Below are 13,449 nucleotides of genomic sequence, written 5' to 3' on the forward strand. Positions count from 1 at the left end.
GCATGGAGCAGGTTTTATACAAATTGCCGGATGGGTGGGAGTGGAAACGTATTGAAGAAGTTTTCACAATCACTAGCGGAAAGAACCTCACTAAAAAAGATATGGCCGATGAGGGAAAATTTTCGGTATATGGCGGTAATGGAATAGCTGGTAGATATAATGATTTCAACCTGAGTGGTTCGAACATCATTATTGGTCGGGTCGGCGCACTTTGCGGTAATGTTCGCTTGGTCAATGGTGATATATGGGTTACGGATAACGCGTTTTTCATTAAAGAATATAAGGTAGATATATTGAAGGAGTATCTCGCACAGGTACTCTCAGCGTTGAACCTTGGGGAAACGGCAAACAAGGCTGCTCAACCTGTAATCTCGTACAAAGGAATAAAAGATTTAGTCATTCCTTACCCACCATTGGATGAACAAAAACGCATTGTCGAAAAACTCGACGCACTGCTCAACCGCATCGACACCGCCATCGAGCATTTGCAGGAAAGCGTCACATTGGCTGATGCGCTGTCAAAAAACGGGCTGTCAGAAATATTCGAGAGCCTAAAAGATCGTTATGAGGTCGTACCCCTATCATCTGTCGTAAAAATTAATAGTGGCATTGCGTTACCGAAACTTTTTAAAAACGGTTTCAGCGATGGTGACATTCCATTTTTCAAAGTGGCACAAATGAACAACCACCATGAAACTATGGTTGCACCAGAGATAACATTTAATGAAACCGTTGCCAAAGAACACAAAATAAAGCTATTTCCTAAGGGCAGCACTCTGATTCCCAAAAGAGGTGGGGCAATCCTAACCAATAAAAAGAGAATGCTACTTGAGGATGCGTCATATGACAGCAACATCATGGGGTTAAAAGCTGACGAATCTAAAATTTCCGACGAGTACCTCTTCGCCTTCATGCGGACAATAGATTTAGCAAATTTCGTCGACGCAAGTACGATCCCGCAAGTTAACAACAAACACATTGATCAAATGCAAATCCCTCTGGCAAGTATCGAGGAACAGGCTGACGTGGTTAGCCGCGTAAACTTGTTGGTTAAAAAAGTCGAAACAATGAATTCTGAAATTCAAAGACAACTGGATGATTTGCAAGCTTTGAAAAGTTCAATTCTCGATTCCGCCTTTAAAGGCGAGCTCTAAGGAGGGAGTATGAGTTTACAAACCAATCTCAAAGGTCGCTTACGCAACACTTCTTTACCTAAGAGTCATGGCCTGATGCCTGTTTTTGAGGCGGTAGTAAACTCTATTCACTCGATTGAAGAAAAAGGTAATAGCGATAACGGTAAGGTTATTCTTCGGATCAACCGTGCTACTCAGGAGAGTCTAGATTTCGATGCCAAATCGCTACCCCCTATCTTGGGTTTCACCATAACTGACAATGGTTGTGGTTTTAATGAAACCAACTTTAAGTCATTTGAAACACTGGATTCCGACCACAAAATTGACAAAGGCTGCCGAGGTGTAGGTCGCTTGATGTGGTTGAAGGTGTTTGATCTTGTTGAAGTAGAAAGCCATTTTGTCGATGGGGATGGCCATCTCAAAAAGCGTGTATTTCGCTTTAACGATAAATCAGGCGTCCACAGTGAAAATATTCAGGTAGCTACCGAACAACAACCAGATTCTCAAATCAAACTGGTGGGATTTGATGAAAGTTATCGAAAGCAGGTACCAACCAAGGGACTAACCGTAGCTAATCAGCTACTTGAACATGTGCTATGGTACTTTGTTCGTCGAGGCAGTGCACCCAAGATACTGGTAGAAGATGCAGGAGAAGTGTTCGACCTTGACCTCCTACTCGAAGAGCATATGCACGCTAGTGCATTTCTCGAAACGATAAAAATACGCGATTATGCATTCGACCTAACTCATATCAAGTTTCGTGCATCGGTAAATAAAAAGCATCAGTTAGCTTTATGCGCAGCTAATCGATTGGTTAAAGAAGAATCCATTCAAGGAAAAATTCCCGGCTTGTACGGCAAAATATCTGACGAATCGGGGGAATTTACCTATACCTGTTACGTGTCTTCAGGCTACTTAGATGAGCGTGTACGTAGCGAGCGCACCTCTTTTGATATTGCCGAAAACGTAGAGGACATGCTCAACGAAGTAAGCTTTAAAGATATTCGCGATGCAGTGCTCGCACGCACGAAAGAATATCTGCAAGATGTTTTGGCAGAAAATGTCTCAGCCGGTCGTAAACGCGTAGATGATTTTATTAATAGCCATGCACCCCGATACCGGCCTATTGCTCACTATGTTGCAGAAGAACAGCTCATTGTTGACCCAGAAAAGTCGGACAAAGACTTAGAGTTACATCTACATGCTCAGTGGTATGAGGTCGAGAGACAATTAGTCAGTGAGGGTCATGACATCATGCAACCTCAAAATGAGGAGCATATAGAGCAGTACAAGGAACGACTGAGCGAGTATCTGCAAAAAGCTGAAGACCTTAAACAATCAGATCTCGCTAATTACGTATCCCATCGAAAGGTCATTATTGATCTGCTGCAAAAATCCATCGAGCGACTGGATGATGGCAAGTATGCTCGTGAGGATATGATTCATGAGTTAATCATGCCTATGCGTAAAGATTCCAGTGAGGTTTTACTGGATTCTTGCAATCTTTGGCTGATCGACGAACGTTTAGCATTTCACAACTATTTGGCTTCCGACAAAACTTTGAATGCGATGCCGATTACTCGTAATGATTCGACAAAGGAACCGGATTTACTCAGCCTAAGAGTGTTTGATAACCCACTGCTTGTTAATGATCAAAATAGCTTTCCCTTGGCATCTATCACTGTGGTCGAGATCAAACGCTCAATGCGCAACGACATGCGCGAAGGCGCAGATAAAGACCCGATTGATCAGGCACTTAGTTATTTAGAGCGAATACGCGAGGGAAAAGTAACGACAAAATCAGGCCGCCCAATACCCGGCAACAACGATATCCCAGGGTATTGCTATGTGCTTTGTGACCTGACTGAGTCCATGCATCGCCGCTGTCGCCGAGCCAATCTGCGCATTACATCTGACGGAATGGGTTATTTCGGTTACAACGAACCATCCCATGCCTACATCGAAGTCATTAGTTTCGACCAGTTAGTAAAGGCAGCCAAAGAACGAAACCGTGCATTCTTTGACAAGCTTGGACTTCCCTCTATGTAAGTAAAAAGGTTGATTGCATGACAGATAATATCCCCCAAGCTCCTCATGGTGAGTTTGTTCTTTTCACCAGTGCTGACGGTCAAACCCGCGTTGAGTGTCGTTTTGAGTCTGACACGTTGTGGCTTTCTCAGGCTGCAATGGCTGAGCTTTATGATAAAGACGTTCGCACAATCAATGAGCATCTAATCAATATCTACAACGAGGGTGAACTTGTACAAAACGCAACCATCCGGAAATTCCGGATAGTTCGATTGGAAGGTACTCGCCAAGTATCTCGCGAGATCGACCACTACAATCTCGATGCCATTCTGTCTGTTGGCTACAGAGTTCGTTCGCAACGTGGAACACAGTTCCGCCAATGGGCAACGCAAGTCCTGAAAGAATACCTGATTAAGGGATTTGCCATGGATGACGAGCGCCTCAAAAATCCACCCGTTGGTCACTCTGCGGTGCCTGACTACTTTGACGAGATGCTGGAACGCATTCGCGATATCCGAGCCAGTGAGCGTCGCGTTTATCTGCGGGTGAAAGAAATCTTTACCATGGCTGCTGATTACGAGCCATCTAACCAAGAGACCAACCGCTTCTTCCAAACCATTCAGAACAAACTGCATTATGCTTGTACGCATATGACGGCTGCTGAGCTTATCGCCAGCCGTGTGGATGCCAGTAAGCCGGATATGGGCTTAACCAGCTATAAAAGCGATGAAGTTCGCAAGACTGACGTTACTGTTGCCAAGAACTATTTGCGTGAAGACGAAATCAAAGAGCTTAATCGCATCGTCAATATGTGGCTCGACTTTGCCGAAGACCAAGCACTGCGTCGCAAACAGGTATTCTTAAAGGACTGGGCCGATAAGCTTGACCAGTTTTTAAGTTTTAATGATCGGGACGTACTAAGCGGAGCTGGAAAAATCTCCAAGAAAGACGCTGATGATAAAGCGAAATTGGAGTTTGACCTCTTTGCCCAGCAGCGCCGTCGTTTAAAAGAAGCCGAAGGCGCGCGGGCTAATATTGCAGCACTCAAGGCCATACTCAAAAAAGATAAATAGCCGATATAGTGCAGCCCTGATCTCTAATGAGTTGAGGGCTGTGTTGTAAGATCATAACTATAAAGGATTATCCATCTTAAAATCGTCGATATCGCCTGTCATTTTGAATAGATTGGTGTCATTCCAACGGCACAGTTGTCTAACCCGCATTAGATTTGAGTTGGCGCTGCGGATTATTGAGAAAGCATCTTCAACAGCAGTAATCACCGGTTTTTCCCAATCTTGTGCTCGGGTAAAGGTGCTTTGTGGATAGCGATAATTGCCCTCACGGGGGAGGTAATGGCTGATCACCTGGTATTTGTCAGAATTCTTTTTAGGCTTAAACTCATTATAAACCCAGAAAATTTCCAATTTCATCTCTCGCAGCCTAACACGGCAACCAAAGTGGCCAGGATACCCAGGTGAGTCTTTCCCTCTATGGTCTCGATTGTGCTTCCAATAGAGATCGGCTATTCGCTGGGCTATGTAGTAGTAGCGCAGTTGCTCTATTTCGGTCGATTTATGGGTGTAGTGTAGATATTGCTCTGACACTGATAATGAAAAAAGCATAGCATCGTCTTTATTAACGTTTGTGCTATTGGCAATAAAGGTTTCCCAAATATTAATTTGTGTTTCTAGTGCTTTAAATGATTTTGATAAGGCTTTTATGTACTCAGATTGCGGTTGATTTCCCCCATTTAATGCTGCACCAAATGCAACAATTTGTTGTTCTAAAAATGAATAATTTTTGGTCATGACATAATCCTTTGCGTTGTGAATACAGAGTCAGTCTATTGTCCTGTGACCTAATTCATCGCCTGTCTTCGTACCTTTTTTGGGCGCATAGGTCTTTTGTTGTTATGTCTTGGCCAAAAAGACCTAACCAATTCCTATCCAGATAATTATCTAATGGGGGACCTTGGACGATTCATTCCATACAAGCTTTATCGTCAATAAAAGACCTTAGCTAAATGATTCCATTTTTAATGGGGGACATGGCTTTAAGAGGTGTAAATCGACAGGTCTCTAAACTTTCACATGTGAAAGTTTTTCTCTGGGTATTCACTGGCGCACAAATTGATACGGTAATGTCGAGCAACTCATTGTTGGCTAGGCTTTTCGTTCTCACAAGGCTGTTTTTAATCTATATATTGAATAAATATCATTAAATATCAGCGTCTTGAAATTTATTATTGAAGTTCCAAAAAAGGGCAGTTCCAGCGGTCTGCTTCATAACTGATTTTTAGGATGATGCTGCATGAAAGTTCAATAATTTTCAGGAGGCATTATGAATCAAGTTACATCCACCACTGACGAAAGACTACTCACATATCGAGAGGTGTGTTCTCTAACTCAAATATCACCTGCAACACTGCGACGTTATGTCCAAAGTGGAAAATTTCCTTCACCAATAAAACTCAATGCTCATGGCCGATCAGTCCGTTTCCGACACAGCGAGGTATTGGCTTGGATGCAATGTTTGTAGGTGGAAAAATGCAGCTTGAACTACGTAATAATGGTTTATTCCGCATACAGGATGGTGAAGAACGGAAAATTTCCGATCCAATTTGCGTTCTTTTTAGAGTGCGTAGTGATGACCGAATTCGGAGTAGTGGCGTGTTGTGCGAGTGGCTCAATCTGGATGGCTGTTCTGTCCAGGAGGTATTTTTGATGAAGATATTGAATGGTAGCCAGTCTATGTTAATTCGAGAGCGGTTATTAGACAGCGGTTTTTGGATAGAAACTGGCATCGATACGTGGAAACTGATTCAACAATATTTAGTTCAAGAATCGCGCAAAGCGAGTACTGCAACCATAGTGGAAAGGGCTGGTTGGCATCGTGAGGTATTTGTTACGCCCAGTTGGATTTCTGGTAGGAGTGATGAACCGTATCTATATCTATCTCCGCGTGTTGCCCCAAATTTTCAGCAAAAAGGATCTTTGGACGATTGGCGACAAGAAGTCGGGCGTTTTTGTCGTGGTAACCCATATTTAATTTTCGCTATTGGCTGTGCCCTTGCAGGACCACTGTTAAAACCCGCCGGTTTGGAGAATGGCGGTATTCATATTGTTTCCAATTCTGCTGATGGTAAAACCGCACTTCTCCAAGTGTGTGCAAGTGTCTGTGGTGGTTCTGACTTCATGAAAAGTTGGAGTGGCACTGCCAATGGTATTGCTGCTGTCGCAAGTGAACATCACGACCTAGTTTTACCGCTTGATGAAATTGGCATGGTCAAAGCGGAAGATATCGATACCTGTTTGTATCAAATTTTTAATGGTGCTGGGAAATTGCGGGCAGATAAAACCGGCAAGCTTGCTGAATCTGAGCATTGGCGTGTGCTGGTATTAAGTTCAGGTGAAAAGTGGCTCTCAGAGATATTTGAAAGTTTGGGTCGTAGCCCGATGGCCGGGCAAGAAGTTCGTTTGATTGAACTTCCGGTAATTGGTCAGCATGGGGTGCTGAATGATCTTCACAGCTTTTCCACACCTCAAAAGGCCATTGATCATCTGAAGTCTGCAAGTGCGAGAACGTACGGATCATTGCTGAGATCATTCATCGAATTGATCACGACTGATGTAGTGGATCTTAATCAATACGTGCCAAAGGAATTACAGCGCATTGTTGATAGCTGGCTACTGCCGGATTCATCCTCACAGGTGCAGCGAGTCACCCGGCGTTTTGCGCTGATTTTAGTGGCCTTGCAGCTTGCCTCTCGTAACTTTCTGGTTAATTGGAGTGAGGACGAATCAGAGCAAGCAGTGCACAGCTTATATCGGGTTTGGTTGGGAAGTCGCGGTCATTTAATGAATCTTGAGGAATATAGCTTACTACAAAAGATTGGCGGTGTTCTCGCTAAGTGGGACAAACGACTTGCTAAAGAAGGCGATGTATATAGGCCAACAAGCATAGGATATCGACGGTTTATCGATGGTGAGGAGCTTTGGCTCATCCACAAAGATGAATTTTTGAAAGGCTTAAATTTGCCAACTCATTATATGCGTGATGTTGAGCTGCTCTTCCGCCGTCAATGTCTTGAAAGTAATGAACGTAGCCGTGGTACCTATAAGCTAAAGATGAGCGGTCGCTACTATCGTTTTTTTGCCCTTTGGCCTGACAGGGTGAGGCAAGCAATGCTGAAGATGGAGCAAGTCGATGATGAATAATTCAAATATCCCACTTTCCCACTTTTCCCTGTTTGATTCTGAGGTAGGAGTATCAACATGACTGAAAAAGAGATGCTTCAGCGCATGCTGATGGATATGTCGCTGCTTAAAAAACTGATTACCGATCATATTAAAAACGAGCAACGTCCTGACACGACAAAGGAAATCCTCACCGTCGAGGAATGCGCTGAGCTGACGGGGTTAAAGAAGAGCACTTTGTACCGGTTGACTCACGAACGCAAGATCCCATTTTTCAAACCTAATGGCAATCGGGTGTTCTTCAGGCGAGCAGATATCTTGGCTTGGTTGCAGAGTAATCGTGTGGCTTCTTCTAATGAGATTGATAAAGCCGCTGCTGATCATCTAGTGGCTAACCGAAAATTGTATGGCCGGAGATATTAGGTTGTGGATTAACGTTATGAAAATAAAAAGGAATGATTAGATACGTTACATGTCACATTTTTAACTGTGACATGTAACGGTTACTCGTCGAATTGACAGCTCAGGCTTGGGTTAATTTCCACGAGAAAATCACATGTGATAAGAACGGCTGCAAAAACTAACGAATCTTATGTGGTTGATGGAGGGCACTGTCGAGGTGCCCTTTTGTTTATAAAGATGTCGTCGTTTGGTTGTAATAATGCTCTTAGTCTGATGACTCATCGAAGATATCTGGAAAGGTCCGCATGGCCTCTGTGCGGCGGGTTTCCAGAATGTCTGCGTAAATTTCTGTCGTTCTGAGTTCGCTGTGGCCAAGTAATCTGGAAAGGGAATAGATGTCCAGGCCTCGGGCCAGTTGGTTTACTGCAAAGGTGTGGCGGCCTGCATGAAAGGTCACGTGTTTGGTGATCCCGGCACGTATAGCCCACTGCACTAGCGCGACGTTGCTATAGCTGTCGTAACGTAAGCCCTTAAAAACCCGTTCTGTCGGTTTTCCCCTGTTTTCCAAGTTGAGCAAACGCACTGCTGAATCCGGTAAGTCGAGATATTGCAGGCCATTGCCCGAGTTTTTGATCTTTATCTGGGAAAAGATGATTCGGTAGTGCCCTTGAGCAAACAGTTCAATTTCACTCCATACCAGTTTATGTATGTCTGACCAGCGTAGACCAGTAGTGCAGGAAAACAGAAATGCTCTTCGTAGCACATCGTAACGGCATTCTGCCTTAGTAAGGGCCTTTACCTCATCCAGAGTGAGATAAGTGCGCTGAGTCCTCTCTGCTTTGATGGATTTGACTTGTTCAACAGGGTTATCTCTGATGATTCGGTCTCGTTGTGCTTGGTTGAGTGCTGCCCGAATTTTATTGAAGTAGCTACAGGCGGTATTCCTAGAGAGGCCGGTATCTGATTTTGTCATTGCCTCATGCTGTAGGTAATGGCGGAACCCTTCCAAAAAGTATTTATCTACCTGTTCAAAAGTGAGTTCTGCGTGGCCGTGGTATCGGTGGAGATGGATGCCCGCTGAAACCCAAATTGAGTAATTGGATTTACTACAGGATGCTTTACTTGCTGTTGCTTGATCGAAGTAGTCAAAGAAGCTGGCATTGAGTTTAGTGCGATCATCTAAGCCGTGTTTGGCTGATTCCATTTCCAGTAGACGCTTGGCACGAATCGCTTCGGCTTTTTGCAATGTGGTTTTGTTGTGCTCGCGCTCAACTACGTTTTTGGGCTTGGCGTAGAGGAACAGATTTAACGTCTCGTATGAGCGTTTTTGAGCTCTTGAGCCGTCTTCCGAGGTCTTTGATCCATAATAGTAAACAAGCCTGATAGCTCGCAGGCCATTTTTATCTGGATCTCGTTTATGTATGCTGATTTTCATAGGTTTTTCTCATCTTGTGCGCCATATGTGCGCCAGAATTTATCTGTGGCGCACACGTGGCGCAAGAATCGACAAAACCCTTCAAATCACTTCCCACCAAGTAAAACAAAATTATTTTAAAATCATAATGTTGTTTTGATTTGGTTTGATACGTTTTACTATTTTACTTCCCAATACAGAAGCTCGAGAAGATCCGTCCGAGCAGATCGTCCGACGTAAACTCCCCGGTGATCTCGCTCAGATTCTGTTGCGCCAGACGCAGCTCTTCCGCCAGCAGTTCACCTGCCCACGCGCCAATCAGCTGCGCTTTGCCCTGGTCAAGATGGCGTGCCGCCTCTTCCAGCGCCTGCAGGTGACGGCGACGCGCCAGGAAGCCGCCTTCCATACTGGTGTCAAAACCCATGCTCTGCTTGAGATGGTTACGCAGGTCATCCACGCCTTCACCGGTCCGCGCCGACAGGCGGATCAGTGAGTGACCATTCACATCGCTGATACCGAGCGTTTCGCCGGTCACGTCCGCTTTGTTACGCACCACGGTGATCGGCAGTTTGGCCGGCAGACGGGCAATAAAGTCCGGCCAGATCTCTGCCGGGTCAACGGCGTCGGTCGTGGTGCCGTCCACCATAAACAGCACGCGGTCGGCCTGCTCGATCTCCTGCCAGGCGCGTTCGATACCGATGCGCTCAACCTCGTCGCTGGCATCGCGCAGACCGGCGGTGTCGATGATGTGCAGCGGCATGCCGTCGATGTGGATGTGCTCGCGCAGCACGTCGCGAGTGGTGCCGGCAATGTCGGTTACGATTGCCGCTTCACGGCCCGCCAGGGCGTTCAGCAGGCTCGATTTACCGGCGTTCGGGCGTCCGGCAATCACCACCTTCATCCCTTCGCGCAGCAGGCTGCCCTGGCGCGCTTCGGCACGAACGGCGTCGAGATCGGCCATTACCTGGTTGAGCTGGGCTTCGATTTTGCCGTCAGAGAGGAAGTCGATCTCCTCGTCCGGGAAGTCGATAGCCGCTTCCACGTAGATCCTAAGGTGAGTAAGTGCTTCCACGAGGTGATTCACACGCGCGGAGAATGCCCCCTGCAGCGAGTTCAGAGCAGAGCGGGCCGCCTGTTCAGAACTGGCGTCGATCAGGTCTGCAATGGCCTCCGCCTGCGCCAGGTCGAGCTTGTCGTTGAGGAAGGCACGTTCGGAGAACTCGCCCGGCTTCGCAATGCGCAGGCCCGGCAGGGTCAGGATCCGTTTTAACAGCAGGTCGAGGATAACCGGGCCGCCGTGGCCCTGCAGCTCCAGCACGTCTTCACCGGTAAAGGAGTTCGGGCCGGGGAACCACAGCGCAATGCCCTGGTCCAGCGGGGTGCCGTCGGCATCTTTAAACGGCAGGTAATCAGCGTAGCGCGGCTTTGGCAGTTTACCCAGCACCGCTTCGGCGACCTCGCGCGCCTTCAGGCCGGAGATACGCAGAATGCCAACACCACCGCGTCCCGGTGGGGTTGCCTGGGCGACGATAGTGTCGTTATGGCTCATGGTTGCTCTCGTTCAATACAAATAAAAAAGGCGGTCAATCGACCGCCCTTATTTTAGCGTTAACTTATCGGATCAGGACTTTTTCTTTTCGCGGCTATGCAGGCCACGTTTTTCCAGACCACGGTAAATCAGCTGCTGCTGGATGATGGTCACCAGGTTGCTGACGATATAGTACAGCACCAGACCTGACGGGAACCACAGGAAGAACACGGTGAAGATGACCGGCATAAAGGTCATGATCTTCTGCTGCATCGGGTCGGTCACGGTGGTCGGCGACATCTTCTGGATGAAGAACATCGTCACGCCCATCAGGATCGGCAGGATGTAGTACGGGTCCTGTGCGGACAGGTCATGGATCCACAGCGCGAACGGCGCGTGGCGCAGCTCAACGGAACCCATCAGCATGTAGTACAGCGCAAGGAAGATTGGCATCTGAATCAGCAGCGGGAAGCAGCCACCCAGTGGGTTCACTTTCTCTGCTTTATACAGGGCCATCATTTCCTGGCTCTGACGCTGTTTGTCATCGCCCAGACGCTCACGCATTGCCTGAATCTTCGGCTGCAGCATGCGCATCTTCGCCATAGAGGTGTACTGCGCTTTAGTCAGCGGGTACATGATGCCACGAACGATGAAGGTGATAACGATGATGGAGAAGCCCCAGTTACCCAGGAAGCTGTGGATGAACTTCAGCAGCTTAAACAGCGGCTGAGAGATGAACCACAACCAACCGTAATCCACGGTCAGATCCAGGTGCGGCGCAACAGCGGCCATTTTGTCCTGAATTTCCGGGCCAACCCACAGGGTGCTGGCCAGCTTACCGGTTTGACCCGGCTGTACCAGAACCGGCTGAGATTTGTAGCCGATGGCTGCAAGGCCGTTACCCAGGTTCGCGGTATAGAAGTTGTTGGTACCGTCGTTATTTGGCACCCACGCCGTCGCGAAATACTGCTGCAGCATCGCCACCCAACCGCCTTTAGCGCTGACGTTCAGGTTTTCGTTATCGGCAATGGTGTCGAATTTGTATTTCTCGTACTTCGCGTCAGGCGTGGAGTACGCCGCGCCACGGAAGGTGTGCAGCGCAAAGTTGCTGCTTCCGGTGTCACGGTGAGACGGCAGATTGATGGACTGCTTCAGCTGGCCAAAGGTCGACAGCTCCAGCGGTTTCGCGCTGGCGTTCTGTACGCTGTAGCCCACGTTCACCGCATACTCACCGCGCTTCAGGGTGAAGGTTTTGGTGAAGGTGTTGCCTGCGGCGTCGGTATAGGTCATCGGGATAACGAGTTCGTTCTGGCCATCAGCCAGCACAAAGGTGTCGTTCTCGACGTTATACAGTGGACGCGCACCGTTAGCCGGGTTATCCGGGCCGTCACGACCGGTCAGGCCGCTCTGCGCCTGGTAGATAAACTCAGGCGTGGTTTCCAGTAACTGGAACGGTTCGTTAGACTTCAGCTCTTTCGGGTAGGTCAACAGCAGCGCCTGCTCAACATCACCACCACGGGTGTTGATTGTCAGCTCAAGCACATCGGTCTTAACCGTAATCTGTTTCCCCTGGCCACTGGCCGGTACGCCCTGGTCGGCGGCGCTACCCGCTGCGGTGGTCGTAGTCTGCGTGGTCTGCTGCTGGGGTTGAGGATTTTTATCCTGCTCCCATGCCTGCCAGATCATGAAAGACACGAACAACAAAGCGATGATAAGAAGATTGCGTTGCGAATCCATCGTTAGTGTTCTCTGGTATCAAAGGGTCCTGGGGGGACGGGGTCGTCTCCACCGGGGTGTAAAGGGTGGCATTTTAATACGCGTTTCACCGTCAACCAACTGCCTTTTATCACTCCAAACCTGCGCAATGCCTCAATTCCGTAGCTTGAGCATGTTGGTGTGAAACGGCAGTGCGGCCCGAGTAGCGGACTAATCAGGCGTTGATAGACCCGAATGAGGGCTATCAGGACCCGGGAGCCAGGCGACAGTGGCGGCGCCATAATTTTTCCAACGCTTCCGAGAGAGCACGGTTATCGAGGTCGGCAACCCCTTTCTTCGCCACCACCACGAAATCCATTGAAGGCAGTTCGTGCTGACGTAAACGGAAGCTTTCACGCGTCAGACGTTTAATCCGATTGCGTTCATGCGCACGCTTAACATTTTTCTTGGCGACTGTGAGACCGATGCGGGGATGCCCCAGCGAATTTTGGCGGCCGAGGATGGTGATTTGCGGCGTGCCAGCCCGTTGTGGCTGCTGGAAGACGAAAGTGAAATGAGCGGGAGTTAACAAACGTAACTCCCTGGGAAATGCTAGCTTAACCACTCAGGGGTTAGCTTTATTACTTGGAAACGGTCAGACGAGCGCGGCCTTTAGCACGACGACGTGCCAGAACCTGACGACCATTTTTAGTAGCCATACGAGCACGGAAGCCGTGAGAACGGTTGCGCTTCAGTACAGACGGTTGAAAAGTGCGTTTCATGGCGATTTCTACCTAAACTTGAATAAATTCACTGACTTTTGCGTATACCCGAACGAGTTTCGAACGACTAACGCCTCAGCGTGGGTGATTAAAGAGGCCGGATTGTAATAATTGTACACTCCGGAGTCAATTCTCTTTCCTTATTTCCCGCGTATTTCCGCACGTTTTCGCGTGGAAAATGAGCAACGGACGACGCAGGAAGATGAGCATCACGCGCCGGGTCGAGGATTATACGGGCTCACCGATAAAGCGCAAGGATCGTCCCGGATCT

At 47.8% G+C, this 13,449-nt stretch carries 13 protein-coding genes; 6 read left to right on the forward strand and 7 right to left on the reverse strand.

Features of this window, described 5'->3' with window-relative positions; all coding sequences use genetic code 11:
• Positions 1-2 precede the first annotated feature (2 nt).
• The 3 genes from BFV67_RS22235 to BFV67_RS22245 are packed head-to-tail and all read left to right on the forward strand — an operon-like array spanning position 3 to position 4,234.
• Positions 3-1,154 (forward strand): restriction endonuclease subunit S, encoded by a 1,152-nt coding sequence (locus tag BFV67_RS22235; RefSeq protein ID WP_069598923.1) that lies wholly within the window; start codon positions 3-5, stop codon positions 1,152-1,154.
• Positions 1,155-1,163: 9 nt separating this feature from the next.
• Positions 1,164-3,182 carry a hypothetical protein gene (locus BFV67_RS22240; RefSeq protein WP_069598924.1) on the forward strand — a complete coding sequence of 673 codons (2,019 nt, stop codon included), beginning with the start codon at positions 1,164-1,166 and terminating at the stop codon, positions 3,180-3,182.
• A gap of 17 nt (positions 3,183-3,199) precedes the next feature.
• Complete coding sequence (locus BFV67_RS22245) at positions 3,200-4,234, forward strand: virulence RhuM family protein (RefSeq protein WP_069598925.1); 1,035 nt, start codon at positions 3,200-3,202, stop codon at positions 4,232-4,234.
• 57 nt (positions 4,235-4,291) lie between these two features.
• Here BFV67_RS22245 and mobI read toward each other — a convergent pair whose 3' ends face one another.
• Entirely contained in the window at positions 4,292-4,969 is a 678-nt protein-coding gene (gene mobI, locus BFV67_RS22250) for a conjugative transfer protein MobI(A/C) (RefSeq protein WP_069598926.1), read from the reverse strand.
• Positions 4,970-5,501: 532 nt separating this feature from the next.
• Between mobI and BFV67_RS23655 the strand changes: the two genes are divergently transcribed.
• Genes BFV67_RS23655 through BFV67_RS22260 form a run of 3 tightly spaced genes read left to right on the forward strand, consistent with a single transcriptional unit; the run spans position 5,502 to position 7,780 of the window.
• Complete coding sequence (locus tag BFV67_RS23655) at positions 5,502-5,699, forward strand: helix-turn-helix transcriptional regulator (RefSeq protein ID WP_071965113.1); 198 nt, start codon at positions 5,502-5,504, stop codon at positions 5,697-5,699.
• On the forward strand, positions 5,690-7,378 hold the full coding sequence (locus BFV67_RS22255; protein WP_235610632.1) for a DUF927 domain-containing protein: 1,689 nt from the start codon (positions 5,690-5,692) through the stop codon (positions 7,376-7,378). Before BFV67_RS23655 ends, BFV67_RS22255 begins: the two co-directional genes overlap by 10 nt.
• A 57-nt stretch (positions 7,379-7,435) precedes the next feature.
• Positions 7,436-7,780: a helix-turn-helix transcriptional regulator gene (locus BFV67_RS22260; protein ID WP_069598928.1), complete on the forward strand. Its 345-nt coding sequence runs from the start codon at positions 7,436-7,438 to the stop codon at positions 7,778-7,780.
• 244 nt (positions 7,781-8,024) lie between these two features.
• Here the strand turns inward: BFV67_RS22260 and BFV67_RS22265 are convergent, their stop codons facing one another.
• The 6 genes from BFV67_RS22265 to rpmH all read right to left on the reverse strand — a co-directional run bounded on the left by BFV67_RS22265 (position 8,025) and on the right by rpmH (position 13,178).
• Positions 8,025-9,194: a site-specific integrase gene (locus tag BFV67_RS22265; protein WP_069598929.1), complete on the reverse strand. Its 1,170-nt coding sequence runs from the start codon at positions 9,192-9,194 to the stop codon at positions 8,025-8,027.
• A 163-nt stretch (positions 9,195-9,357) separates the two neighbouring features.
• Entirely contained in the window at positions 9,358-10,722 is a 1,365-nt protein-coding gene (gene mnmE, locus BFV67_RS22270) for a tRNA uridine-5-carboxymethylaminomethyl(34) synthesis GTPase MnmE (protein ID WP_032654291.1), read from the reverse strand.
• A gap of 72 nt (positions 10,723-10,794) precedes the next feature.
• Positions 10,795-12,438, reverse strand: a complete 1,644-nt coding sequence (yidC, locus tag BFV67_RS22275; protein WP_008500173.1) for a membrane protein insertase YidC — start codon at positions 12,436-12,438, stop codon at positions 10,795-10,797.
• A gap of 2 nt (positions 12,439-12,440) precedes the next feature.
• Positions 12,441-12,698 (reverse strand): membrane protein insertion efficiency factor YidD, encoded by a 258-nt coding sequence (yidD, locus tag BFV67_RS23660; RefSeq protein WP_001307474.1) that lies wholly within the window; start codon positions 12,696-12,698, stop codon positions 12,441-12,443.
• Complete coding sequence (gene rnpA / locus BFV67_RS22280; RefSeq protein WP_021242673.1) at positions 12,662-13,021, reverse strand: ribonuclease P protein component; 360 nt, start codon at positions 13,019-13,021, stop codon at positions 12,662-12,664. Before rnpA ends, yidD begins: the two co-directional genes overlap by 37 nt.
• Positions 13,022-13,037: 16 nt before the next feature.
• Positions 13,038-13,178, reverse strand: coding sequence for a 50S ribosomal protein L34 (gene rpmH, locus BFV67_RS22285; RefSeq protein ID WP_000831330.1), 141 nt, complete (start codon positions 13,176-13,178; stop codon positions 13,038-13,040).
• Between the last annotated feature and the right edge of the window lie 271 nt (positions 13,179-13,449).

This window comes from Enterobacter roggenkampii, from assembly GCF_001729805.1.
Classification (GTDB): Bacteria; Pseudomonadota; Gammaproteobacteria; order Enterobacterales; family Enterobacteriaceae; genus Enterobacter; species Enterobacter roggenkampii.